This window comes from Streptomyces sp. NPDC111520 (genome assembly GCF_055635295.1).
In genome coordinates, this window is record NZ_JBVKBW010000011.1 from 41,393 (window position 1) to 65,064 (window position 23,672).

A 23,672-nucleotide genomic window follows, 5' to 3' on the forward strand; every position below is an offset into this window, starting at 1 on the left:
GCCGCCGTACACGGAGAGTCCGCATGGCCCGACGCCCCACGATCGCCGATGTCGCCCAGCTGGCGGGTGTGTCCCGGGCGACCGTGTCCTTCGTCCTCAACGACCGCCCCGGCGTGGCCGCCGCGACCCAGGAACGGGTGCGCGCGGCGGCCGGGGAGCTGGGCTGGACACCGAGCCGCAGCGCCCGCGCCCTGTCGACCGGGCGGGCCCGGGCCGTCGGGCTCGTCCTGACCCGTGAGCCCGACCTGATCGGCACCGACCCCTTCTTCCCGGCCTTCATGGCGGGCATCGAGTCGGTGATATCCGAGTCCGGCGACGGCCTCATGCTGCACGTGACGAGCCCCCGCAACGAGATGGACACCTACCGCCGCCTGGTGGACGACCAGCGCGTGGACGGGGTGTTCCTCACCGACCTGCGGGTCGGCGACCCGCGCCCGGAGCTGCTGCGGGAGATGGGACTGCCGGCCGTGGCCGTCGGCGCCGACGACGGTGTCGAGGGGATCGCCACGGTCAACATGGACGACCGTCCTGTGGTCGCGGGCGCCGTACGTCACCTCGTGGAGCTCGGCCACCGCCACATCGCCTACGTCGCCGGCCCCGAGGAGTACCTGCACGCCCAGCGGCGGCTGGGCGCCTGGCGGGACGCGCTCACGGAGGCGGGCCTGCCCCAGGGCCCGGTGCTGCCGGGCGGCTTCACCGCCGAGGGCGGCGCGCTCGCGACGCAGGCGCTGATCACGCGGGGCGACCGGCCCACCGCCATCGTGTACGCCAACGACCTGTCGGCCACCGCGGGCATGGCCGTCGCCCAAGAGGCCGGCCTGCGGCTGCCCGACGACCTGTCGGTGGTCGGCTTCGACGACGTACCGCTGGCCTCCTGGACCCGCCCCTCGCTCACCACCTGCCGTGCCGACGCGGCCAGCTGGGGCCGGGCCGCCGCACGCGCCCTGATCGAGACCATCGAGCACGGGACCACCCCGCACGTGGAACTGGACCCGGCCGCGCTCATGGTGCGCGGCTCCACGGGCCCGGCCCCCACGGAGGCCGCGCGCCCGAACGCCCGCCCCTGAACGCGTCCCGGACGCGACGCCCCCGAACAACCACCCCCCAACGGCGCGCCCGTCGCGCCCACGACGTTCTCCGCTCCCCGGAGGGCCGTCACCGAGGCAGGACGACGCCCCGGAACGGCCGCTCCCCACCCCTTGAGAACACGGAGCCACCGCAATGAAGAAAACCCTCCTGACCGTCCTCTCCGCCGTCGCCCTGACCGTGCCGCTCGCGGCCTGCGGCAGCGGCGGTTCGGACTCCGCCTCCGGCGGCGACGCCCACGGGCCGATCACGGTCTGGTACTCCAACAACGCCCAGGAGGTCGCCTGGGGCAAGAGCATGGTCGCGTCCTGGAACGCCGCCCACCCCGACGAGAAGGTGAAGGCGCAGGAGATACCGGCGGGCAAGAGCTCCGAGGAGGTCATCGGCGCGGCCATCACGGCCGGCAACGCGCCGTGCCTGATCCTCAACACCGCCCCCGCGGCCGTGCCCGGCTTCCAGAAGCAGGGCGGCCTGGTGGCCCTGGACGACTTCCCCGGCGGGAAGAAGTACCTCGAGGAGCGGACCGGTGACCGGCTCTCCCAGTACGCGTCGCCCGACGGCAAGTACTACCAGATGCCCTGGAAGAGCAACCCCGTCATGATCTTCTACAACAAGGACCTGTTCAAGAAGGCCGGGCTCGACCCGGATAAGCCGAAGCTCGCGAGCTACCAGGACTTCCTCACCACCTCGCGCGCCCTGGTCAAGGGCGGGGCACACGCCGCCATCTGGCCGGCGCCCACCTCCGAGTTCTACCAGTCCTGGTTCGACTTCTACCCGCTCTTCGCGGCCCAGACCGGCAAGCAGCTCGTCGAGGACGGCAAGGCACAGTTCGCCTCGGCGGACGGGGTGAAGGCCGCCGAGTTCTGGAAGACGATGTACGCGGACCGCCTGGCCCCCAACGAGCAGTACAACGGCGACTCCTTCGCCGACGGCAAGGCGGCCATGGCGATCGTCGGCCCCTGGGCCGTCTCCGTCTACGGCGACAAGGTCAAGTGGGGCGCCGTGCCGGTGCCCACCGCGACCGGCGCCGAGGCCCAGGGCACCTTCAGCGACGAGAAGTCGATCGGCATGTTCACCGCGTGCAAGAACAAGGGCACGGCCTGGGACGTGCTGAAGTTCGCCACCGGCAAGGAGCAGGACGGCAAGCTGCTGGAGGCCACCGGCCAGATGCCGATGCGGCAGGACCTCGCGGCCGCCTACCCCGACTACTTCGCCTCGCACCCGGACTACAAGACCTTCGCCGAGCAGGCCGACCGCACGGTCGAGGCCCCGAACGTGCCGAACTCCGTCGAGATCTGGCAGACGTTCCGCGACGCCTACACCAAGTCCGTGATCTTCGGGAAGGGCGACGTCGAGAGCGCCTTCCGCGAGGCCGCGGGCAAGGTCGACGGCCTGGCGAAGCAGTGAGTCACGGCCATGTCCACCACGCACCATGACGTCCTCCGCCCCGGGCCGGCCCGGGGCGGGGCCCGCCCCCGGGCCGGCCGCGGGCCACGCCCGCGCAAGCTGCGCTTCGCGGGCCGGCAGCCGATCGGCCTCGCCTTCGTCTCCCCGTACCTGGTCTACCTGGCCGCGATCTTCCTGTACCCGCTCGGCTTCGCGGTGTGGATCTCCTTCCACGACTACTTCTTCGCCGCGCCGGGCGCCCAGGTGGACCGCCCCTTCGTGGGGCTGGCCAACTACACGTCGGTTTTGACCGATCCGGACGTGTGGCGGTCCTTCGGCAACATCGCGGTCTTCCTGGTCATCAACGTGCCGCTGACGGTGGCGGCGTCCCTCGTGCTGGCCACCGCGCTCAACTCGAAGATCCGGGCGCGCTCGTTCTTCCGTACCGCCTACTACGTCCCGTACATCACCGCCAGCGTCGCCGTCGTCGGTGTGTGGCTCTTCCTGTTCAACTCCAACGGCCTGGTCAACAAGGCGCTCGGGCCGCTCGCGCCCGATCCGTCGTGGCTGGTCAACTCGCACCTGGCGATGCCGACCATCGCGCTGTTCGTCGCGTGGAAGCAGCTCGGCTTCTTCATCGTGCTCTACCTGTCGGCGCTGCAGAACGTGCCCGGCGAGCTGTACGAGTCGGCCGCGCTCGACGGCGCGGGCAAGGTGCGGATGTTCTGGTCGATCACGGTGCCGGCGGTGCGCACCGCGACGCTGCTGGTGCTGGTCATGGCGACGGTGACGGGCGCGAACCTGTTCACCGAGCCCTACCTGCTGACCAGCGGCGGCGGGCCCGACGGCGCGACCACCTCGCCGGTGCTGCTGATGTACCAGCGCGGTCTGCAGCAGGGCCATCCGGACGAGGCCGCGGCGATCGGCGTGATCCTCGTCGTGCTGATCACCGGGATCTCCCTCCTCTACCGCCGTCTGCTGGAGAGGGACTGACATGGCCGACGCACACGCCCCCTCGCTCCCGCGCCGCTCGGCGCACCACAGGCCGCACACGCACTCGCGCGCCCGCCGGATCCTGTCGCGGCTGGCACTGCTCGCCGGGGCCTTCGCCTTCCTCTTCCCCTTCTACTACATGCTCATCGGCTCCCTGCAGCGCGAGCCCGACAGCAGCCCCGCCGGCGCCTTCCCGCAACCGGGGAACCTCTCCCTGCACAACTACGCGGAGATCAACTCGGCCATCTCGCTCGGCCGTTCCCTGATCAACTCCGGGATCTTCACCGGCGGCGTCATCGTCTGCACCACCGTCTTCGGCCTGCTGGCGGGGTACGCCCTGGCGCGGCTCCACTTCCGCGGCAAGGGCTCCACCTTCGCCCTGGTGCTGCTGGTGCAGGTCATCCCGTTCCAGCTGCTGATGATCCCGCTCTACGTGCTGATCGTCCGCGACTACGGCCTGGCCGACTCCTACATCGGCATCATCCTGCCGTTCGCGATCAACACCAGCGCGGTCTTCATCTTCCGGCAGTTCTTCCTGCAACTGCCGCAGGCGATGTTCGAGGCCGCGCGCATCGACGGCGCGGGCGAGCTGCAGATCCTGTTCCGGATCGCGATCCCGCTGTGCAAGCCGGCGCTCGCCTCCGTGGTGCTGCTCAGCTTCACCGGGCCATGGAACGAGTTCCTGTGGCCGTTCCTGGTCACCAAGGAGCAGGACATGCAGCCCCTGGCGGTGTCCCTGGCGAACTACATCAGCACCGTCTCCTCCGCCGCCGCCAACCCGTTCGGCGCCATCCTCGCCGGTGCCTGCGTACTGGCCGCGCCCGCGGTGGCCCTCTACCTCGTCTTCCAGAGCCGCTTCACCTCCACCGACCTCGATTCCGCCACGAAGGGCTGAACCCGCTGTGAACGACCGCACCACCAGCACCGCCCGTACCACCGGCTCCAACAGCTCCGTGCCCTACCGCCTGACCCGCGTCGGCGTCGTGATGTCCCCGCTGCCCGGCGAGGCCAACGAGGCCGAGGGCGTGCTCAACCCCGCGTCCGGCCGCACCCCGGACGGCACCCTGCACCTGCTGCCCCGCCTCGTCTCGGAGGGCAACGTCTCCCGCGTGGGCCTCGCCGAGGTCGTGGTCGAGGACGGCGTGCCCACCGGCGTCGAGCGCCGCGGCGTCGTCCTCGCCCCCGACGCCGGCTGGGAGCGCGGCAAGAACAACGCCGGCGTGGAGGACCCGCGCACGACGTGGATCGAGGCCCTCGGGCTGCACGTCATGTCGTACGTCGCCTACGGCCCGCTCGGCCCCAAGCCGGCGCTGGCCGTCTCGAAGGACCTGGTGACCTGGGAGCGCCTGGGCCCGATCCAGTTCGCCTACCAGGCCGACCTGGACACCGACCTCAACCTGTTCCCGAACAAGGACGTGGTGCACTTCCCCGAGCCCGTCCCGGGCCCGGACGGCGAGCCGAGCTTCGCGATGCTGCACCGCCCGATGTGGGACCTGGGCTGGTTCCGCCCCGGCGAGGGCGTGCACCTGCCGGCCGGTGTGACCGACGAGCGCCCCGGCATCTGGATCTCCTACGTGCCCGTCGCCGAGGTCGAGAAGGACCTCGGCGCCCTGGTCCGCCCGCGGAACCACCGCCTGGTGGCGCTGTCCGAGCACCCCTGGGAGGAGCTCAAGATCGGCGCGGGCCCGGCCCCGATCCGCGTCGAGGAGGGCTGGCTGCTCATCCACCACGGCGTGTCCGGCACGATCGACGACCCCTTCGCCCAGCAGCAGAAGGTCAGTTACGCGGCGGGGGCGATGATCCTGGACCCGCGGGACCCGTCCCGGATCCTGGCCCGCACCGACCAGCCGCTGATGGAGCCGGAAACGGAGGAGGAGCGTTCCGGCACCGTGCCCAACGTCGTCTTCCCTACCGCGATCGAGGAGATCGACGGCGTGCGCTACGTCTTCTACGGCATGGCCGACGCGCACATCGGCGTCGCCCGCCTGGACCGTGCCGAGTGACTCCGCTCGGTCTGGGCCTGACCGGCTGCGGTGCGTTCGGCGCCTACCTGCTGGACGCCGTGGCCGACCTGCCCGGCGTACGCCTCGTGGCGTGCGCCGACCCCGACGGTGACCGTGCCACCGCCCTCGCGCGGCGGCACGGCGCCGCCGTCCTCACCGACGCCGCCGCGCTGGCCGGCCTCCCCGGGGTGGACGTCGTGGCGATCGCCACTCCCCCCGCCACGCACGCGGAACTCGCCGTCGGCGTGCTGCGCGCGGGCCGGCACGTCTTCTGCGAGAAGCCGCTGGCCGTGACGCTGGAGGACGCCCTGCGGGTGGAGGCCGAGGCCGAACGCTCCGCCGGGGTCCTGGTCGTCGACCACGTCCTGCGCTACAACCCCGTCCTGCGGATGCTCCTGCGGCTCCGCGAGGAGGGACTGCTGGACCCGCTGGTGCGCTTCGCCTTCGAGAACGACGCCGCCGACGAGGACCTGAGCCCCGGCCACTGGTTCTGGGACCCCGCGCACAGCGGCGGCATCCACGTCGAGCACGGCGTGCACTTCTTCGACGCCGCCCGCGCCCTCATGGGCAGCGAACCCGTCGAGGTGCAGGGCACCGACGTCCGCCGCGACGGCGGCCCGGTCGACATCGTCGTCGCCACCGCCACCCACCCCGGCGGCGCCGTCGCCACCCACACCCACTCCTTCACCCACGCCCACCGCGCCGAACGGCAGTTGATGCGCCTGGACTACGGCTTCGCCGAGGCCCGGGTCACCGGCTGGATCCCGGTCCACGCCACGGTCACGGCCTGGACGGACGAGCACGGCGCACGCCGCTGGGAGGAACTGCCCGCACGCGCCGCCGATCTGCTGGCCGTGCCCGGGCTCCGGCCGCACGGCCAGGAGCGGGTCACCGTCACGGTGGAGCGCGACGCGGGCCCGGCGGCGCCCGCCCGCGGCCGCGGTGCGGAGCGCGCCGTCCCGCACAAGGTGACCTGCGTGGTCGACCTCGGCGGTGAGGCGCGCAAGCAGCACGTGTACGCGGAGAGCGTGCGCGCCGCCTTCACCGACCTGCTGCGCTGCGCGGCCGGGGGCGGCACCCCGGTGGCCGACGCGCGGTCCGGGCGGACCGCCGTCGCGGTGGCCGAGGCCGCCACCCGCTCGGCGCGGACCGGCCGCACCCTGCCCGTCCCGTCCGGCCCGACAGGAGCATGAGGAGCACCGTGAGCACCACCCATCCCGCACCGGACACGCCCTGGTGGCGGGACGCCGTCTGCTACGAGATCCACCCGCGCGCGTTCGCCGACGGCGACGGGGACGGCGTCGGCGACCTCGCCGGGGCCGCCGCCCGCCTGGACCACGTGGCCCGGCTCGGGGCGGACGCGGTGTGGCTCACCCCGTTCTACCCGTCCCCGCTGGCCGACGGCGGCTACGACATCACCGACCACACCGGCGTCGCCCCCGACCTCGGTACCGAAGCGGACTTCGACGCCTTCGTCGCGCGCGCCCACGGCCTGGGGCTGAAGGTCCTGATCGACCTCGTCCCCAACCACACCTCCGACACGCACCCCTGGTTCCGGGAGGCCCTGGCGGCGGGCCCGGGGAGCGCGGCCAGGGGCCGCTACCTGTTCCGCCCGGGACGCGGCGAGGACGGCGAACTCCCCCCGAACGACTGGCAGTCGGCCTTCGGCGGCCCGGCGTGGACGCGTGTCCCCGCGCCCGACGGCGGCCCGGGCGAGTGGTACCTGCACCTGCACGCGCCCGAGCAGCCGGACCTCGACTGGCGCCACCCCGAGGTCGTGGCCGACTTCGAGCGGATCCTGCAGCACTGGCTGGACCGCGGCGTCGACGGCTTCCGCATCGACGTGGCCCACACCCTGTTCAAGGCCCCGGGCCTGCCCGACGCCGGGCCCGGACAGCACCAGGACATCCTGCGCAACCACCTGATGCCGTACCACGACCAGGAGGAGCTGCATCCGCTGTTCCGTTCCTGGCGCCGGCTGCTGGACACCCATCCGGCTCCGCCCGGCGCGGTCCCTCCGGAGCAGCGCGTGATGGTGGCGGAGGCCGCCGTCTTCGAACCCGCCCGCCTGGCCCGGTACGTCAGCCCGGGCGAGATGCAGCAGGCCTTCAACTTCGCCTTCCTGGAGTCGCCTTGGGAGGGAGCGCAGTTGCGGGGGGTCGTCCAGCGGTCCGTCGCGTCGATGCGCGCGGTGGGGGCACCCGTCACCTGGGTGCTGTCCAGCCACGACGCGGTCCGACCCGTCACCCGCTACGGCGGCGGGCCGCGCGGCCGCCGGCGTGCCCGGGCCGCCGCGCTGCTCATGCTCGCGCTGCCCGGCGCCGCCTACGTCTACCAGGGCGAGGAGCTGGGCCTGCCGCAGGCCCACGTGCCGGACGACCGGCTGCGCGACCCGCTGTGGGAACGTTCCGGCCACCGCGAGCGCGGCCGCGACGGCTGCCGGGTGCCGCTGCCCTGGGAGGGCGCGTCGGCACCGTACGGGTTCAGCACCGCCGCCCCGGAGGCCTGCTGGTTCCCGCAGCCCGGCGACTGGGCGGACCTCACCGTCCGCGCCCAGGAGGACGATCCCTCCTCGATGCTCGCCCTCTACCGCTCCGCGCTGCGCCTGCGGCGCGCCGTACCCGTCCCGGCGGCGGCGGTGCCGGTCCCGGAGGGTCCCGCCGACGGTTCCTGGTTCGCCTTCGACCGCGCGCCGGGGCTGCGCTGCCTGACCAACTTCGGCCCGGATCCGCTGCCGCTCGCGGACGGGGACGAGGTGCTGCTCTCCAGCGCCGCGCTCGACGGCCGCTCGGTGCCCGCGGACACCACCGTCTGGCTCCGCACCGGCGCGGGCACGCCCGCGTCCTGAGGCAGCGGTTCCGCGACGACAGTGCGGGCCGTCCACGTCCCGTCCGGCGGCGGCCCGCGGAACGCGGCGCTGCGCTGTTCGCGGGGAACACGAGCGCGCCGCGCACGTCACGGGGCGGGTGCCGCAGGCCCGCCGGGAGCGGCTTGGTATACAGCTCGGAACCGGGAAGCGGTCCGACGCGTCTCCCGGCCGGTGATCCTGAGAGGTGCTCAGTCGTGCTCTTCCGGCAGCTCGAATACCTGGTGGCCCTGGCGCGGGAGGGGCACTTCGCCCGTGCCGCGGAGAGCTGCGGGGTGTCCCAGCCCTCGCTGTCCGAGGGGATCCGCAGGCTGGAGGAGGACATGCGCGTCCCGCTGATCCAGCGGGGCCGGCGGTTCGACGGCCTGACCGCCGAGGGCGAACGCGTCGTGGTGTGGGCGCGGCAGATCCTGGCCGACCGGGACGCCATGGAGGGCGAGGTCGCCGCCATGCGCACCGGGCTCAGCGGCCGCATCCGCATCGGCGTGGTGCCGAGCGCCGCCACCGCCGTGCCACGTCTGGTGGACCCGCTGTGCACGCGGCACCCGCTGCTCACCGCGGACATCGTGAACGACCTCACGTCGAGCGACATCCTCGCGAGGCTCAGGGACTTCACCCTCGACGCCGCCGTGACGTACCTGGACGACGAGGTCCGCGCCGCCTTCCGTACCGTGCCGCTGTACCGCGAGAAGTACGCGCTGCTCACCGATGCCTCGTGGGCTCCGGTCGGCGGCGCCACGGTGTCCTGGGCCGAGGCGGCGGCACTGCCGTTGTGCCTGCTCACACCGACCATGCGCGGACGGCGCACCATGGACGCGCTGTTCGCGGCGGCCGGTGCGGAACCGGTCGCGAGGGTGGAGACCGACTCGTTCGCCTCGCTGATCGCGCACGTCGTGCCCGGCCGGTGGGCCGGGATCGTCCCGCTGGCCTGGATCCACGCCCTGGGGGTGCCGCCGGGGGTGCGGGCCGTCCCGATGGTGGAGGCCGCCCGGGCCGCGGAGATAGGGCTGGCCGCCTTCCGCCGGGACCCCGAGTCCGTCATGGTGCAGGCGCTGGTCGCCACCGCGCAGCACGCCGACCTCAGGCCGCTGGAGTCGCTTCCCCGGATGCAGCGCGACCGCTGACGCCGGGATCCGGTGCGGGACACCGGCCGGGGGCGCTGGGCGCGCTCCCGGGCAGACGCTCCGCGTCCGGGGCGGGCGCGGAGCAGGGGAGACCGCGCCCGCCCCGGGGTCAGACGGCGGGCTGGGCCACACGCAACCGCTCGGCGCCGGTGTACACGTTCGCCGAGCGGCCGCGCAGGAAGCCCACCAGGGTCGTCCCCGTCTCGTCGGCCAGGTCCACGGCGAGGGACGACGGCGCGGACACCGCGGCCAGCACCGGGATGCCCGCCATGGCCGCCTTCTGTACGAGTTCGAAGGACGCCCGCCCGCTGACCATGAGGACGGTGCCCCGCAGCGGCAGCAGCCCCTCCTGCAGCGCGTGGCCGATCACCTTGTCGACGGCGTTGTGGCGGCCCACGTCCTCACGCAGGCACAGCATCTCGCCGTCCGTCGTGAACAGCCCGGCCGCGTGCAGCCCGCCCGTGCTGTCGAAGACCCGCTGCGCCGCCCTCAGCCGGTCGGGGAGGGTGAAGAGCACCTCGCTGTCGATCACCGTGTCGTCGTCCGCCACGCTCCAGTGCTGCGTGGTCCGCACGGCGTCCAGGCTCGCCTTGCCGCACAGACCGCAGGAGGAGGTGGTGTAGAAGTTGCGCTCCAGCGAGAGGTCGGGGAGGCGCACGCCGGGCGCCAGGGCGACGTCGACGACGTTGTAGGTGTTGCCGCCGTCGGCCGTGGCACCGGCGCAGTAGCGGATGCCCAGTACGTCGTCCGGGCCGTGGACGACGCCCTCGCTGACGAGGAAGCCGACCGCGAGGTCGAAGTCGCTGCCCGGGGTGCGCATGGTGATCGTCAGCGCGCGGCCGCCGACCCGGATCTCCATCGGCTCCTCGGCGGCCAGCGTGTCGGAGCGGTGCCCGGGCACCCCTTCCCTGATCCGCAGCACCCGCCGCCGCGCGGTCACCCGGCCCATGCCGCCGCCTCCAGTCGTACGACGACGGCCTTGGACGTGGGGCAGTTGCTGACGTCGGCGACGCTGTCGAGCGGCACCAGGACGTTGGTCTCCGGGTAGTAGGCGGCGGCCGACCCCCGGGAGGTGGGGTAGGGCACCAGGCGGAAGGACTCGGCGCGGCGCTCGCTGCCGTCGGTCCAGATGCTCACCAGGTCCACCATCTGCGTCCCGGCGAGCCCCAGGGCCTCGATGTCCTCGGGGTTGACCATGACGATCCGGCGGCCGCCCCGGATGCCGCGGTAGCGGTCGTCCATGGCGTACGGGATGGTGTTCCACTGGTCGTGCGACCGCAGGGACTGCAGGATGAGGTGGCCCTTCGGCGCATGCGGCATCTCGAAGTCGTTGCGGGTGAAGACGGCCTTGCCGCTCGGCGTCCGGAAGGTCATCGCGTTCACCGGGTTCGGCAGGTGGAAGCCGCCCGGTTCCGCGACGCGCCGGTTGAAGTCCTCGAACCCCGGGACGACCCGGGAGATGCGGTCCCGGACGGTGCCGTAGTCGGCCTCGAACTCCTCCCAGCCGATCGCCGGGGTGTCGCCGAGGGTGGCCCGCGCCAGCCGGGAGACGATCGCCACCTCGCTCAGCAGGTGGGCGGAGGCGGGCGCCAGCTTGCCGCGGGAGGCGTGCACCATGCTCATGGAGTCCTCGACGGTGACGAACTGCTCGCCGCCCGCCTGGACGTCCCGGTCGCTGCGGCCCAGGGTGGGCAGGATCAGCGCGGTGTCACCGCACACGGTGTGCGAGCGGTTGAGCTTGGTGGAGATGTGCGCCGTCAGCCGGCAGCGGCGCATCGCCCGCTCCGTGACGTCGCTGTCGGGCGTGGCCCGGACGAAGTTCCCCGCGACCCCGAGGAAGAACTTCGCCTCGCCGTCGCGCATGGCGCGGATGGCGTCGACGGAGTCGTGGCCGTGCTTGGTGGGGGGTGCGAAGCCGAACTCCTTCTCCAGGGAGTCGAGGAAGCTCTGCGGCATCTTCTCCCAGATGCCCATGGTCCGGTCGCCCTGGACGTTGCTGTGGCCGCGCACCGGGCACGCCCCGGCACCGGGCCTGCCCAGGTTGCCGCGCAGCATCAGGAAGTTGACGATCTCGCGGATGGTCGGTACGCCGTGCTTCTGCTGCGTGACGCCCATGGCCCAGCAGACGATGACGCTCTTCGCGGCCAGCACACGCTCGTGGAGCTGCTCTATCTCCTCGCGGGTCAGGCCGGTGGCCGTGAGCACGTCGTCCCAGGACGTCTTGCGCGCATGCTCGGCGAACTCCTCGAAGCCCGTGCTGTGTTCGCGGATGAAGTCGTGGTCCAGGACCGTTCCGGGGGCGGCGTCCTCGGCTTCGAGGAGCAGCAGGTTCAGCGCCTGGAAGAGGGCGAGGTCGCCACCTGCGCGGATGTGCAGGAACTGGTCGGCGATGACCGTGCCGCGCCCGATCACTCCGCGCGGCTTCTGCGGGTGCTTGAACCGCATCAGCCCCGCCTCGGGCAGCGTGTTGACGGCGACGACGCTCCCGCCGCCCCGCTTGGTCTCCTCCAGCGCGGAGAGCATGCGCGGGTGGTTGGTGCCGGGGTTCTGGCCGACGACGAGGATCAGGTCGGCCTCGTGGATGTCGTCCAGGCTGACGGTGCCCTTGCCGACGCCGAGCGTCTCCGTCATCGCCGCACCGCTGGACTCGTGGCACATGTTGCTGCAGTCCGGCAGGTTGTTGGTGCCGTAGGCGCGGGCGAAGAGCTGGAGGAGGAAGGCGGCCTCGTTGCCGACCCGTCCGGAGGTGTAGAACAGGGCCTCGTCCGGGGAGTCCAGGGTCCGCAGTTCGCCGGCCATCAGGGCGATGGCCTCGTCCCAGGAGATGGGCTCGTAGTGCTCCGCGCCCGGGCGCTTGACCATCGGTTCGGTCAGCCTGCCCTGCTGGTTGAGCCAGTAGTCGGACTTGCGGCCCAGTTCCTCGACGGTGTGACGCTCGAAGAACTCGCGCCCCACGCGGTGTGACGTCGCCTCGTCGGCTATGTGCTTGGCGCCGTTCTCGCAGTACTCGTTCATGTGCCGCTTGCCGGGCGCCGCCTCCGGCCAGGCACAGCCGGGGCAGTCGATGCCCTTGGCCTGGTTGATGTTCAGCAGGGTCAGCATGGTCCGGCGGGGCGAGGTCTGTCCCAGCGCGTACTGCAGCGCGTGCGCGACCGCGGGCAGACCGGCCGCCGAGGTCTTGGGCGGGCCGATCTCCAGGTGCTCGTCCGTGGGGTCCTCGAGAACACTCATGCCTGGCCCGCCTTCCCGGCTTCCGACACCGCGGAAACCGCCGCGAAATACCGATCCGCCGAAAAGCTAAACCCGCTTCACCGGCCCGTCAAAGAGGCCGTCCCTTGTGCTTGATAGGCGGCGCCGATGAACGAACGGCTCCCGGCGGAAGGGGTATTCGGTCCGTCGGGCCGACGGGGAACCGGGCGCGAACCTGCTGCTCGGCGCGGCTCGGTCCGCGGTCGTGGGAGAGCCCGGGGAAAACGTGAGAGAAATCGCCCCTTCATCCGGAGAAATCCCCCGGGACACCGGTTTCAGCACCCATGGAATTCCCGGACCGGCCTCCCGTTCCGGAGCCTCGTGCGCGCACGGCGCCCGCGCCGCACCGAGCGGCCGGCCCTCAGACGGCGATCGTCTGCTCGGTCCAGATGGTCTTGCCGCGCTCCCGGTAGCGGGTGCCCCAGCGCTCCGCGAACTGCGAGACGAGCAGCAGGCCGCGGCCGCCCTCGTCGGTGGTGCGGGCGTGCCGCAGGAAGGGGGCGGCGCTGCTGGTGTCGGAGACCTCACAGGTCAGTGCGCGGTCACGGATGAGCCGGAGCTGGATGGGCGGTGCCGCGTAGCGGATGGCGTTGGTGACCAGCTCGCTGACGATCAATTCGGTGGCGAAGCACTCCTCCTGCAGTGCCCAGTCCGACAGTTGACGGGTCGTCAGAGTACGTGCGGTGGCCACCGCGGCCGGGTCGCACGGCAGGTCCCACGTCGCGACGGAGTCGGGACCGAGCGGCCGGGGGCGGGCCACGAGCACCGAGGCGTCGCGGTCCGGGTCCGCGGGGACCAGGGTGTCGGTGAGCAGCAGGCTCATGTCCTGCGGGGAGTCGCAGGGGGTGGCCAGCAGCCGTTCGAACTCCGCCCGGCCGGTCCCCTCCGGCCGGCTCTGCAGCAGCCCGGGGGTGTGCAGCACGAGCATGGACCCCTCGGGCAGTTGCAGGGTGGCCATCCCGAACGAGGGCCCGGGGCGGCCCAGGGGCTCGCCCGCGGGGGCGTCGGGGATGCACACGGTGTGGTCGGGGTGGACGACCGCCGGCGGCGGATGGCCCGCCGACGCCATGGTGCTCTGCCGGGTCACGGGGTCGTAGACGAGGTAGAGGCAGGTGGCGCCGACCGGGGAGCCGGAGCCCGTGCCCGCGTGCTCGTCGGCGAGGCTGCGCACCAGTTCGTCCAGGCGGGCGAGGACCTCGTCGGGGGCCTGGTCCAGGTTGGCCAGGGTGTGCACGGCCGCCCGCAGCCGGCCCATGGTGGCGGCGGTGCGCATGCCGCGGCCCGGTGTGCTGCCGCTGACCAGGGCGACCCGCGCGCCGGGCAACGGGATGACCTCCGTCCAGTCACCGCCGGCACCGGAACGCACCAGGTGGTGGGCCCACTCCACGGCGCTGGGCGCGGGCGGCCGCTGGGGCAGCATGCCGCGCTGCAGCGCGAGGACGGCGTTGCGCTCGCGCACGTAGCGGTGGGCGTTGTCCAGCGCCATCGCGCCGCGGCCGGCCAGGTCGACGGCGAGCGCGAGGTCGTCGTCGTCGAAGGGCCCGAGGTCGCGGTCCCACCGGTGGAAGGTGACGAGGCCCAGCACGCAGTCGCGGACCAGCAGCGGCACCACCATCAGGGAGTGCACCCGCTCCTCCAGCACCCTTCCGCCCCGCACGGGGTCGTCCCGGATCCACTCCTCGTCCTGGCCGAGCCGCCTGACCAGGAGCGGTTCGTGGTCGGCGAGCACCCGCAGGGCGAGCGGGCCCACCAGGTGGGTGCCGACCGCGCCCGTGGTGTAGCCGCCGGTCCGGCCGCAGCGGGCCGAGGTCGCGGCGCGCCGCAGGCCGGTGTCGTCCTCGACGGGGCCCGCTCCCATCTCCTCGCCGCCGAGCAGGGAGGCCAGCAGGTCCACGCTCACGCAGTCGGCGAGCCCTGGCACGGCCACCTCGGCGAGTTCCTGTGCCGTGCGGATCGGGTCCAGGGTGGTGCCGATCGTCCGGCCCGCCTCGGCCATCAGCGCCAGGCGCTGCTCGGCGAGGTGGCGCTCGGTGACGTCGACCACGGCGTCGGCCACGCCGAGGATCCGGCCGTCCTCCGCCTCGAGCCGGAAGGCGGACGCCGAGTAGACGTGCTCCCGGGTGGGGTCGCCGGGCGGACGGCCGCGCTTCTCGAACGAGATCGCGGCCTCCCCGGTCCTGAGCACCCGGCCCATCACGCGCTCGGCGAGTTCCGCGCTGAAGTCGGGCCAGGCCTCGGTGGGGCGCCGGCCCAGGGCGAGCGCCGCCCGGTGGTCCTTCATGCCCTTCGCCGCCGCGTTGAAGCGCATCAGCCTGAGCTGCGGGTCCAGGACGAACAGGCCGATGGGCGAGCGGGTGAACAGGGCTTCCAGGAGGGCGCGGTCGATGTCCGGGGTGAGTTGCGGCGCACCCGTGAGCAGGTCGACGGTCAGGCGCAGGCCCGTCCCGTCGTCGCGCACCGCCCGCAGGGCCGGCCGGCAGGCGATCGTCCGGCCGTCGCCGTGCCGCAGGGGCACGCACCCGGACCCGGCTCCGCCGTCGTCGCTGCCGGGGTCGGGTGCGAGCAGGTCCAGCACGGGCCGGCCGAGCACGTCGTCCGCCGGGCGGCCGAGGAGGCGCTCCGCCTCCGGGCTCCACGCGACGACCGTGCCGTGGCCGTCGACCACCAGTCGCGCCGCGGTGCGCTCCGCCGGCTCCTCGCGCTCTTCGCCGCGCTCTCGCGATGCCCCAGTGCCCATGACCGTCCCATCACGTTCCGGTCCTCCGGTTCCCAGTGTTGCGCAGGCGGGCGCGGTCACCACTCGGGGCGGTCTCAGCCGTGCAGGAAGGCCCTCACCTCGGCCGGGGGCGGGACCTCGCCGGGTGTGAGGCTCCGGATCTCGCCGCGGAAGGAGCGCACGTCCAGCCGGCTGCCGGGGTCCGCGCCCGGCAGCGCCGCCAGGAGGGCGTCGAGGTCGGCCGTGCCGAACACCTTGAACGTCCGCACCGGCCGGTAGGAGGAAGGCCGTACGTCGAAGCGGAGGTCGACGACCGGGTGCGGGCGGCGGGCCCAGTCCGCGTACGGCAGCGAGCCGTGCCCGTGGATCCGCGCGTCGACCAGGACCTCGGGGTCGTGGTCGCCGATCTCGCAGTCGAAGACGGGGAAGGCGGCCGCGACGCGGTCGGCGACGGCGGGGTACGCGGCGCAGCCCCGGCCGAGCGCCGGTGCGCAGAACAGCGCGTGGGTGAACTCCCCGACCGGCTCCGGCAGCGGCACCTTGTGGTGGGAGCGCCCGTCGAAGGCCAGGTCACGGCGGGCGGCGACGACGTACAGGAACGCGGTCACCGCCGCGGCGTCGCTCCGGTCGGGGCGCACCGTGAAGCGGACCGCGCCGCGCCCGTCGTCGCGCAGGACGACGTACTCGTGGAAGCCCATCGGCCGGCCGGGCCCGATCACATGGCGGTACACCTCCTCGAAGCCCTCGACCGGCAGGTACTCGGAGGCCGGGGCGTGCGGCCCGCGGCCGGCCCGCAGGACGTCGAGCACCTTGGCCTCCGGGTCGGGTCCGGCCTCGTCGTGCGGCGGCGGGTCGACCTCCGCGAAGCCCTTCCGCAGCCACTCGGCGGCCTTGCGCGCGGCGTGGCGCCGGGCGTGCTCCTCGTCGTCGAGCGTCGAGGTGCTCGACTTCCCCGTCCCGCCGACGGGGCCCCAGCGCAGGAAGCAGCGGATCCCCTCCTGGCGGATCTCCCGGTACTCGGGCCTCCCCTCGCCGGCGGACTCGAACCGCCGCCACCCCGTCACCGGTCCTCCGGCGGCGTGACCGGGGCGCCCGCGCCGATCCGGAAGAGCACGTTGGGGCGCAGCGGCCCTTCGGGGGCGGTGGGGTCGTCGAAGTCGCCGGCCGGGTCGCGGGTCATGCCGATGCGGCGCATGACGGCCTGGGACCGGAGGTTGCCCGCGGTGGTCACGGCGAGGATCTCGGGGAGCCCGAGGGTGCCGAAGCCGAAGGCCAGGACGGCCCGTGCGGCCTCGGTGGCGTAGCCGTTGCCCCAGGCCGCGCGGGCCAGGCGCCAGCCGATCTCCACGCCCGTGAAGGGCAGCCCGTCGTCCACCGGGTCCAGGCCCGCGAAGCCGGCGAACTCGCCGGTCGCCCGGACCTCGACGGCCCACCAGCCGTAGCCGCGTTCGTCGAAATCGGCCCGGAACCGGGCCACGGAGGCGTCGCTCTCCTCCCGGGTCAGCGGCGCCCCCAGGTGCTCGCGCACCTCGGGGTCGGCGTTCATCGCGGCCCAGGGCGCGAGGTCGCGGTCGTGCCAGCGGCGCAGCAGCAGGCGCTCGGTGCTCAGTTCGGTCACGCCGCCCAGCCAACGGGAGCCCCGGCCCCGTGGCAAGGTGTTTTCCCCAGCTGAGTTGCATTTCTGAATCCAGCCGACCTAGATTGGAGATACCTACTCAGCCCAACGGAACGAGCACCCCCATGGACATCAAGAACTCCGTCGCCGTCGTGACCGGCGCGGGCCGCGGCCTGGGCCGTCACCTGGCGACCCAGCTGCTCGAGCGGGGCGCCGCCAAGGTGTACGCAGGCGTCCGCAACCCCGAGGCCCTCGACCTGCCCGGCGTCGAACCGCTCCGGCTGGACATCACCGACCCCGAGTCGATCGCCCGGGCCGCCCGGGCGGCCTCCGACGCCACCCTCGTGATCAACAACGCGGGCGTCAGCACCCACGTGGGACTGGCCGACGGGGACATGGCCGACATCCGCCTGGAGATGGAGACCCACTTCTTCGGCTCCCTGGGCGTCACGCGGGCCTTCGCCCCCGTGATCGCGGCGAACGGCGGCGGCGCCGTCCTCAACGTCCTGTCCATCCTGTCCTGGATCCACCTGCCGGGATACGGCGGCTACAGCGCGGCCAAGGCCGCGGAACTGGCGATGACCAACGTCGTACGCCGGGAGCTCGCCCCCTCCGGGATCGACGTCACCGCGCTCCACGTGGGCTACATGGACACGGAGATGGCCGACTACGTCGACCCCTCCGACAAGGTGGACCCCGCGTGGGTGGCCGGCCTCGCCCTGGACGGCATCGAGCAGCGGGCCCTGGAGGTCGTCGTCGACGACCGGAGCCGCGGCGTCCGGGCCGCCCTGTCCGGCGGTCTCGAGCTGCTCTACCCCGACCTGCCGGCGCCGAAGGCCCTCTGACCCGGACGGGAGCCCGTCACCCGCCGGCCACCGGGGCGACCAGGGCTGAATTGGGAATGTCAATCCAGAGGTAGCATGGGCAGATGTCCAGCGTCAGCGCCACCGGCGGGGAAGAGGCCGTCTGCTCGATCGCCCGGACCCTCGAGGTCGTCGGCGACAAGTGGACGCTCCTCGTCCTGCGCGAGGCGGCGCTGCGCGGAGTGACGCGCTTCGCCGACTTCCGCCAGGAGCTCGGCATCGCCCCGGACCTGCTGACCGGCCGCCTGAGCACGCTCGTGGAGCAAGGGATCATGGAGAGGCGGCCCTACCGGGAGCCCGGCAGCCGCACCCGGTACGGCTACCACCTGACGGCGGCGGGCGAAGAGCTGCGGCTCGTCCTCGCGGCGTTCCAGCAGTGGGGCGACACGCACCGGACACCGGCACGGGGCCCGGCGGTCCTACGGCGGTCGGTGGACGGGGGCCGCCCGGTCAGCGTGGCCTTCGTCGACGACGCGGGCGCCGTGCTCCCGGCGGCGGACGTGGAGTTCACCCCGTCGGACGGCGCGGCACCCTGAGCGCGGCGCCCGCCCGCTCCACACGGCGGCCGGCTCAGGACAGCCCGGGCGCGATCCTGGCCAGGGCGTCCGCGCGGATCCGGCTCATCGGATTGCTGCTCACCCGGTAGCGCCCGTTGGGTACCTGGGCGGAGCGGACGATGCGCACGGTGACCGGGCCCGCCCACTCGTAGCCGCGCCGGTCCGCGTGCCGCAGCAGGGAATCCGTCAGGACCTCCCCCACACGGGCCCGGTGCGGGACCAGCTCCCGGTGCGGTGCGTCGGCCAGTTCGACCGTGAAGACGTTCGGCACCACCACCCGGGTCGGGCTGCACACCACCGCCCGGGCGTCGCACTCGCGGCGCAGGGCGTCCAGCAGTTCCACCGGCTCCCGGTGCCGCACCCTCGCCACCAGCGCCCGTTCCCAGCGCTCGATCACCCGTTCCCATCGCTTCAGCGTTTCCATGACGATGCGCCTGCCCGGGGCGCGGTCCCTGATGCCGCGGCGGCCACCCCATCAGCCGTACCTGGGCGATTCCCGGCCACCGGACCCGGTACCCCCGTGACTCCCGGGCCCTTCGGCCGTTCCGGGCATCGTCACCCGCGCGCCGTGGCCTCTGGAGTGGCGAGGTGTCAGATCCGTCCATAGCGTCTGTTTTCGGCTGATCACATATCACGGGAAGCAGGTGCACACACATGAAGCTCTGTCGGTCCCGCAGGGCCGTCGCCGCGGCGGCCGCCACGGCGACCATCGTGGGAGGCGCGGTCGCGTGCGGCGGCGAGTCCAAGCCCACGGCCTCGCAGTCCGCGGACGCGCAGAAGACGATCTCCGTACGCGCAGGGGAATCCATCCAGTCGGCGGTGGACCGCGCCGAGCCCGGCCAGGTCATCGACATCGCGGCCGGCACCTACCACGAGAGCGTCCAGATCAGCACGCCCCGGCTTACGCTGCGCGGAGCGGGCACGGGCACGGTCATCTCCCCGAGCGCGAAGCGCGACGAGAACGCCTGCGCCAAGGCGGGCGAGGGCATCTGCGTCAGCGGTACGGCGCAGAAGAAGCCCTCCGACGTGACGCTGGAGTCGCTGACGGTCGCCGGGTTCAAGAAGGCCGGCATCCACGCGACGGGGGCCGACGGACTGCAGGTCCTCCGCGTCACCGCACGGGACAACCAGGTGCAGGGCATCCTCGTGGAGAAGTCGGTCCGCACCGTCTTCCGTGACAACACCGCCCGCAACAACGCCGATTCCGGCATCTTCCTCGCCAACTCCATGGACACCGAGGGCGGTGCGCTCGACACCAAGGGCGCCGTCATCGAGGGCAACAAGGTGTCGGAGAACCGGATCGGCATCGGTCTGCGCCGCGTCCGGGGCGTGACGGTCGAGAGCAACCAGGTCACCGGCAACTGCGGTGGTGTCTTCGTCGTCGGCGACGAGGGCGTCCCGCGCGGCGGCGCGCTGACCGTCTCCCACAACACCGTGACCGCGAACAACAAGTACTGCGCGCCCAGCGCCCGTCTGCCGTTCATCCAGGGCACGGGCATCCTGCTCACGGGCGTCGAGAAGACCGTCGTGACCGACAACGACGTGCGCGACAACAGCGGCAAGTCCCCGATGTCCGGCGGCATCGTGCTGTTCAGCAGCGTCGTGGGGACGTCCAACTCCGAGAACACCATCCGCGACAACGTGGCCCGCGGCAACAAGCCGGCCGACCTCGCCAACCGCGACCTGAAGGGCAAGGGGAACACCTTCGTCGACAACACCCTGGAGACCACCGAGCCCAAGCAGCTGGCCAACAGCACCACCAGCAGCGCGCCGAGCACCGCACCGAGCAGCGCACCGAGCACGGATCCCAGCGCCGCCCCCAGCAGCTGACGCTCACCGCCCCGGCAGACGACGGACGACCGCCCGGGCCCACGCCGGCGGGTCCGGCGGCGGGCCCGGCGGCACGAGGACCGCGGCCGGCCGGGGCGTCACCCGGGTGACCTGGTGGTCGGGGGAACTCCCCCGCGGGGCCGCCTCGTCCGGCCCGGCCGCGGCTGCCCGCAGGGCGCCCACGAACTCCAGGCAGGAGTCGTGGCGGTCCTCGGGGACCTTCGCCAGCGCCTTGGTCATGACGTCGTCCATGGCCGGCGGGATGTCCGGCCGCCGCTCCGTCAGGGGCGGCGGCTGGTCGTACTGGTGCGCCCACAGCAGGGCCACGTCCTCCTCGCGCTCGAAGGGCAGGCCCCCGGTCAGGCTCTCGTAGACGACGCACGCCAGGCTGTACAGGTCGCAGCGGCCGTCCACCGGGCGCCCCGAGATCTGCTCCGGCGCCACGTAGTCCAGCGTGCCGACGAATTCGCCGACGGTGGTGAATCCGGTCAGCGACAGCGATTTCTTCGTCAGCCCGAAATCCGTGAGGTAGACGTGCTCGGGGTGCTCGCTGTCGGTGCCCTTGGCGACGAGCACGTTCCCCGGTTTCACGTCGCGGTGCACCAGGTCGTGGTCGTGGGCGGCGTCCAGCGCGGAGGCCACCTGGGTCGCGATCCGCAGGGCGGTGGTCACGGGCAGCGGGCCGTGGCGGTCGAACAGCGCCCGCAGGTCGAGGCCCGAGACGTAACGCATCGCGATGTAGAGGACACCGTCGGTCTCGCCGGCCTCGAATATCGGCACGATGTGGGGGTGGTCGATGGCGGCCGCCACCCGTGACTCGTGGGTGAAACGGCGGCGGAAGGTGTCGTTGCGGGCCAGCTCCGGGGCGAGCAGCTTGAGCGCCACCGTGCGGTCGAGCCGCAGGTCCCGGGCGCAGTAGACCACGGCCATTCCGCCGCGGCCGATCTCCCGCTCCACGCGGTAACCGGCGATCCGGGCCCCGATGAGTCCGGAGGGCCGCCCGGCGTACACGCTCACGTCATGCGGGACCGAATTCATCGCACACCACCGCCACGCGGCCGGACACCGGGGATTTCCCCCGCTCCTTTCCTGAATTGTATCGAGCGGCCCCCGGCAATTCGCGGCCGCGCGTTTCCGCATCGGGTTGAGGTACGGTTCCCGGGTCCTGTCGTCTCCGATAGAGGTGGACGTTGCTCATCTGAAGTCCGCGATCATCGCGCGCACGGCCCCGCCGCCGTACGCCGGTCACGCCACAGCCGGCCCTGCCGCCGTCCCTGACCCCGCGCGCATGCGACCTCGGTGCACGATCCCCTGTCCTTCCGGTGGCCGGACTGCACACCCGTGGTCGACGGGCTCTCCCTGACCGTCGGCCGCGGCCGCACCGGGCTCGTCGGCGCCAACGGCACCGGGAAGTCCACCCTGTTGAAGCTGCTGGCCGGCCGGCTGCGCCCCGCCGCGGGGTCGGTGACCGTCGGCGGCAGCCTCGCCTACGTGGCCCCAGGACGTCACCCTCGACACCGCGCTCCGGGTCGACCAGGCCCTCGGCATCGCGGAGCGGCGCGCCGCCCTGCGGGCCATCGAGGCGGGCGACGTCGCCGACGAGCACTTCGAGACCGTCGGCGACGACTGGGACGTCGAGGAACGCGCCCTGGCGGCCCTGGGCTCCCTCGGGCTCGGCGGCCTCGACCTGGACCGCACCGTGGGCCGGATGTCCGGCGGCGAGACCGTGCTGCTGCGCCTGGCCGCGCTGCTGCTGTGCTGGAGGGCGCCGGGGAGGGCTGACCCCGGGACCCCGGACCGCTGGACCCCGGACCCCGGGACCGCACCGCCCGCGCGGGCGGTCCCGTGCGAGGTCGCCGTCAGCGCTCCCCGTCCGCCGCCCTCGGCGCGGGCACGGCCGGGGAGCGGCGCAGAAGGGTGGGGTTGACGGCGGACGGCGGCCTGCGCAGCCGGGTCGCCTGCTCGTAGTCGTGGGCGTAGCCGAGGAGCAGCGACTCGCTCCACGCCCGTCCCAGGAAGGTGATGTTGAACGGGCGCCGGTTGGCCGCACGGTAGCCCGCGGGGACGGTGACGGAGGGGTAGCCGGCCTTGGCGCCGATGGACGAACTGCCGCTGTTCACGAACAGCAGGGCGGTGATGTCGTGTTCGGCCATCAGGGCGTCGATGCGGTCCCTGCTCTCCTCCAGGTCGCGGGCGCGGGCGGCCTCGTACTCGGCGGTGTCCGCGCTGTCCGGAGCGAGGTCCCTGGCCTGTGCGGCGAGCGCGAGCGTCTGCCCGAACTTCAGGGCGACGTCCGCGTGGGCCTCGTTGCGGGCGATCACCTCGGCGAGGGTGCGCACCGGCGCGCCCTCGGGCAGCCGCTCCAGGTAGGCGTTGAGGTCGCGCTTGAACTCGTGGCTCAGCACCGGGGAGGCGACGTCGTAGCGGCGGCGCGCCTCGATGCCGACGTCGACGAGTTCCGCGCCGCGTCGCGCCAGGGCGTCCAGGGCCGCGTCCCACAGGGCCCGTTCGTCCGTGCCGTCCTGCGGGGTCTGCTCCGCGACGACGCCGATGCGCGCGCCGTACAGGGCGTCGGAGGTCAGGCCGGCGGTGAAGTCGTGGCCTTCCAGGGGGTTGCCCGCGGTGGCCGGGTCCTCGGGATCGGTACCGGTGAGGACGGTGAGCAGGGCGGCGGCGTCCGCGACGGTCCGGGTCATCGGGCCGGCGGTGTCCTGGCTGGAGGCGATGGGCACGATGCCGGTGCGGCTGACCAGGCCCAGGGTGGGCTTGACCCCGACGCCCGAGGTGGCCGACGCCGGGCTGAGGATGGACCCGTCGGTCTCGGTGCCGATGGTGACGGCGGCCAGTCCGGCTGCGGCGGCGACCCCGGAACCGGCGCTGGAACCGCTCGGGGTCTCGCTCAGGTCGTACGGGTTGAGCACCTGACCGGCGAGCGAGCTGTAGCCGCTGGGCATGCCGACGGTGAGGTAGTTGGCGAACTCGGTGAGGTTGGCCTTGCCGAGGATCACCGCTCCCGCCTCGCGCAGCCGCGTCACGAGCGGGGCGTCGCCGGCGGGGTGGGAGCCGGCGAGCACCACGGAGCCCGCGGTGGTCGGCATGCCGAGGACGTCGATGTTGTCCTTCACCAGCACCGGTATGCCCAGCAGCGGACCGCCGGGGTCGCCGCCCGCCCTGCGCGCGTCGGCCGCCGCGGCCTCCTCCAGCGCGGCGGGGTTGACGCGGCGCACCGCGTTCAGCGCCGGTCCGCCGACGTCCAGGTCCTCGATGCGCCGCAGGTAGGCACGGGTGAGGGAGACGCTCGTGATGCGGCCCGCGGCCATCAAGGCGGTCAGCTCGGCGACCGTCGCGACCTCCAGGTCGGCGGGGAACGCCTCGTGCTGCGCC

General features: G+C 73.2%; 19 protein-coding genes and 1 pseudogene. 12 read left to right on the plus strand and 8 right to left on the minus strand.

The window, feature by feature from the left end:
- The first annotated feature begins 23 nt into the window (after positions 1–23).
- From ACZ7MY_RS25650 to ACZ7MY_RS25685, 8 genes are all read left to right on the plus strand, one after another.
- Positions 24–1,067, plus strand: a complete 1,044-nt coding sequence (locus ACZ7MY_RS25650; RefSeq protein WP_499605129.1) for a LacI family DNA-binding transcriptional regulator — start codon at positions 24–26, stop codon at positions 1,065–1,067.
- Between the two features lie 154 nt (positions 1,068–1,221).
- On the plus strand, positions 1,222–2,493 hold the full coding sequence (locus ACZ7MY_RS25655) for an extracellular solute-binding protein (RefSeq protein WP_499605131.1): 1,272 nt from the start codon (positions 1,222–1,224) through the stop codon (positions 2,491–2,493).
- 9 nt (positions 2,494–2,502) lie between these two features.
- Entirely contained in the window at positions 2,503–3,465 is a 963-nt protein-coding gene (locus tag ACZ7MY_RS25660) for a carbohydrate ABC transporter permease (RefSeq protein ID WP_499605133.1), read from the plus strand.
- A gap of 1 nt (position 3,466) precedes the next feature.
- Complete coding sequence (locus ACZ7MY_RS25665) at positions 3,467–4,360, plus strand: carbohydrate ABC transporter permease (RefSeq protein ID WP_499605135.1); 894 nt, start codon at positions 3,467–3,469, stop codon at positions 4,358–4,360.
- 91 nt (positions 4,361–4,451) lie between these two features.
- Positions 4,452–5,468, plus strand: coding sequence for a glycoside hydrolase family 130 protein (locus ACZ7MY_RS25670; protein ID WP_499605596.1), 1,017 nt, complete (start codon positions 4,452–4,454; stop codon positions 5,466–5,468).
- Positions 5,465–6,661 carry a Gfo/Idh/MocA family protein gene (locus ACZ7MY_RS25675; RefSeq protein WP_499605137.1) on the plus strand — a complete coding sequence of 399 codons (1,197 nt, stop codon included), beginning with the start codon at positions 5,465–5,467 and terminating at the stop codon, positions 6,659–6,661. The genes ACZ7MY_RS25670 and ACZ7MY_RS25675 overlap by 4 nt, the downstream gene beginning before the upstream one ends.
- Positions 6,658–8,316: a glycoside hydrolase family 13 protein gene (locus tag ACZ7MY_RS25680; protein ID WP_499605138.1), complete on the plus strand. Its 1,659-nt coding sequence runs from the start codon at positions 6,658–6,660 to the stop codon at positions 8,314–8,316. The genes ACZ7MY_RS25675 and ACZ7MY_RS25680 overlap by 4 nt, the downstream gene beginning before the upstream one ends.
- A gap of 215 nt (positions 8,317–8,531) precedes the next feature.
- Positions 8,532–9,458 (plus strand): LysR family transcriptional regulator, encoded by a 927-nt coding sequence (locus ACZ7MY_RS25685; protein ID WP_499605140.1) that lies wholly within the window; start codon positions 8,532–8,534, stop codon positions 9,456–9,458.
- 109 nt (positions 9,459–9,567) lie between these two features.
- Here the strand turns inward: ACZ7MY_RS25685 and fdhD are convergent, their stop codons facing one another.
- The 5 genes from fdhD to ACZ7MY_RS25710 form a co-directional block, all read right to left on the minus strand.
- On the minus strand, positions 9,568–10,407 hold the full coding sequence (gene fdhD, locus ACZ7MY_RS25690) for a formate dehydrogenase accessory sulfurtransferase FdhD (RefSeq protein WP_499605142.1): 840 nt from the start codon (positions 10,405–10,407) through the stop codon (positions 9,568–9,570).
- Entirely contained in the window at positions 10,395–12,689 is a 2,295-nt protein-coding gene (locus ACZ7MY_RS25695; protein ID WP_499605144.1) for an FdhF/YdeP family oxidoreductase, read from the minus strand. The genes fdhD and ACZ7MY_RS25695 overlap by 13 nt, the downstream gene beginning before the upstream one ends.
- A gap of 379 nt (positions 12,690–13,068) precedes the next feature.
- The gene (locus ACZ7MY_RS25700) at positions 13,069–15,444 is read right to left on the minus strand and encodes a SpoIIE family protein phosphatase (protein ID WP_499605146.1); all 2,376 of its coding nucleotides are present in this window, start codon (positions 15,442–15,444) and stop codon (positions 13,069–13,071) included.
- A 74-nt stretch (positions 15,445–15,518) separates the two neighbouring features.
- Entirely contained in the window at positions 15,519–16,487 is a 969-nt protein-coding gene (locus tag ACZ7MY_RS25705) for a WGR domain-containing protein (RefSeq protein ID WP_499605147.1), read from the minus strand.
- Positions 16,484–17,041 carry a GNAT family N-acetyltransferase gene (locus ACZ7MY_RS25710; protein ID WP_499605149.1) on the minus strand — a complete coding sequence of 186 codons (558 nt, stop codon included), beginning with the start codon at positions 17,039–17,041 and terminating at the stop codon, positions 16,484–16,486. Before ACZ7MY_RS25710 ends, ACZ7MY_RS25705 begins: the two co-directional genes overlap by 4 nt.
- 122 nt (positions 17,042–17,163) lie before the next feature.
- On the opposite strand from ACZ7MY_RS25710, the gene ACZ7MY_RS25715 reads away from it, so the two are divergent.
- Positions 17,164–17,883 (plus strand): SDR family oxidoreductase, encoded by a 720-nt coding sequence (locus tag ACZ7MY_RS25715; protein WP_499605151.1) that lies wholly within the window; start codon positions 17,164–17,166, stop codon positions 17,881–17,883.
- Positions 17,884–17,966: 83 nt separating this feature from the next.
- Positions 17,967–18,437, plus strand: a complete 471-nt coding sequence (locus ACZ7MY_RS25720; protein ID WP_499605153.1) for a winged helix-turn-helix transcriptional regulator — start codon at positions 17,967–17,969, stop codon at positions 18,435–18,437.
- Positions 18,438–18,471: 34 nt separating this feature from the next.
- On the opposite strand, the gene ACZ7MY_RS25725 is transcribed toward ACZ7MY_RS25720, so the two are convergent.
- The gene (locus ACZ7MY_RS25725; protein WP_499605154.1) at positions 18,472–18,882 is read right to left on the minus strand and encodes a DUF3662 domain-containing protein; all 411 of its coding nucleotides are present in this window, start codon (positions 18,880–18,882) and stop codon (positions 18,472–18,474) included.
- A gap of 230 nt (positions 18,883–19,112) precedes the next feature.
- Between ACZ7MY_RS25725 and ACZ7MY_RS25730 the strand changes: the two genes are divergently transcribed.
- Entirely contained in the window at positions 19,113–20,288 is a 1,176-nt protein-coding gene (locus ACZ7MY_RS25730) for a right-handed parallel beta-helix repeat-containing protein (protein WP_499605156.1), read from the plus strand.
- 3 nt (positions 20,289–20,291) lie between these two features.
- Here ACZ7MY_RS25730 and ACZ7MY_RS25735 read toward each other — a convergent pair whose 3' ends face one another.
- On the minus strand, positions 20,292–21,326 hold the full coding sequence (locus ACZ7MY_RS25735; RefSeq protein ID WP_499605158.1) for a serine/threonine-protein kinase: 1,035 nt from the start codon (positions 21,324–21,326) through the stop codon (positions 20,292–20,294).
- Positions 21,327–21,587: 261 nt separating this feature from the next.
- Between ACZ7MY_RS25735 and ACZ7MY_RS25740 the strand changes: the two are divergent.
- Positions 21,588–22,044, plus strand: a pseudogene (locus ACZ7MY_RS25740) (ATP-binding cassette domain-containing protein); the annotation flags it as partial.
- 103 nt (positions 22,045–22,147) lie between these two features.
- On the opposite strand, the gene ACZ7MY_RS25745 reads toward ACZ7MY_RS25740, so the two are convergent.
- Positions 22,148–23,608: an amidase family protein gene (locus ACZ7MY_RS25745; protein ID WP_499605160.1), complete on the minus strand. Its 1,461-nt coding sequence runs from the start codon at positions 23,606–23,608 to the stop codon at positions 22,148–22,150.
- Positions 23,609–23,672 lie beyond the last annotated feature (64 nt).

Bases quoted from the DNA above. Each gene is read 5' to 3' on its own strand.
- ACZ7MY_RS25650 (WP_499605129.1), top strand. From the start codon at position 24: ATGGCCCGACGCCCCACGATCGCCGATGTCGCCCAGCTGGCGGGTGTG.
- ACZ7MY_RS25655 (WP_499605131.1), top strand. From the start codon at position 1,222: ATGAAGAAAACCCTCCTGACCGTCCTCTCCGCCGTCGCCCTGACCGTG.
- ACZ7MY_RS25660 (WP_499605133.1), top strand. From the start codon at position 2,503: ATGTCCACCACGCACCATGACGTCCTCCGCCCCGGGCCGGCCCGGGGC.
- ACZ7MY_RS25665 (WP_499605135.1), top strand. From the start codon at position 3,467: ATGGCCGACGCACACGCCCCCTCGCTCCCGCGCCGCTCGGCGCACCAC.
- ACZ7MY_RS25670 (WP_499605596.1), top strand. From the start codon at position 4,452: ATGTCCCCGCTGCCCGGCGAGGCCAACGAGGCCGAGGGCGTGCTCAAC.
- ACZ7MY_RS25680 (WP_499605138.1), top strand. From the start codon at position 6,658: ATGAGGAGCACCGTGAGCACCACCCATCCCGCACCGGACACGCCCTGG.
- fdhD (WP_499605142.1), bottom strand. From the start codon at position 10,407: ATGGGCCGGGTGACCGCGCGGCGGCGGGTGCTGCGGATCAGGGAAGGG.
- ACZ7MY_RS25695 (WP_499605144.1), bottom strand. From the start codon at position 12,689: ATGAGTGTTCTCGAGGACCCCACGGACGAGCACCTGGAGATCGGCCCG.
- ACZ7MY_RS25700 (WP_499605146.1), bottom strand. From the start codon at position 15,444: ATGGGCACTGGGGCATCGCGAGAGCGCGGCGAAGAGCGCGAGGAGCCG.
- ACZ7MY_RS25715 (WP_499605151.1), top strand. From the start codon at position 17,164: ATGGACATCAAGAACTCCGTCGCCGTCGTGACCGGCGCGGGCCGCGGC.
- ACZ7MY_RS25720 (WP_499605153.1), top strand. From the start codon at position 17,967: ATGTCCAGCGTCAGCGCCACCGGCGGGGAAGAGGCCGTCTGCTCGATC.
- ACZ7MY_RS25725 (WP_499605154.1), bottom strand. From the start codon at position 18,882: ATGGAAACGCTGAAGCGATGGGAACGGGTGATCGAGCGCTGGGAACGG.
- ACZ7MY_RS25730 (WP_499605156.1), top strand. From the start codon at position 19,113: ATGAAGCTCTGTCGGTCCCGCAGGGCCGTCGCCGCGGCGGCCGCCACG.
- ACZ7MY_RS25735 (WP_499605158.1), bottom strand. From the start codon at position 21,326: ATGAATTCGGTCCCGCATGACGTGAGCGTGTACGCCGGGCGGCCCTCC.
- ACZ7MY_RS25745 (WP_499605160.1), bottom strand. From the start codon at position 23,608: ATGGCCGCGGGCCGCATCACGAGCGTCTCCCTCACCCGTGCCTACCTG.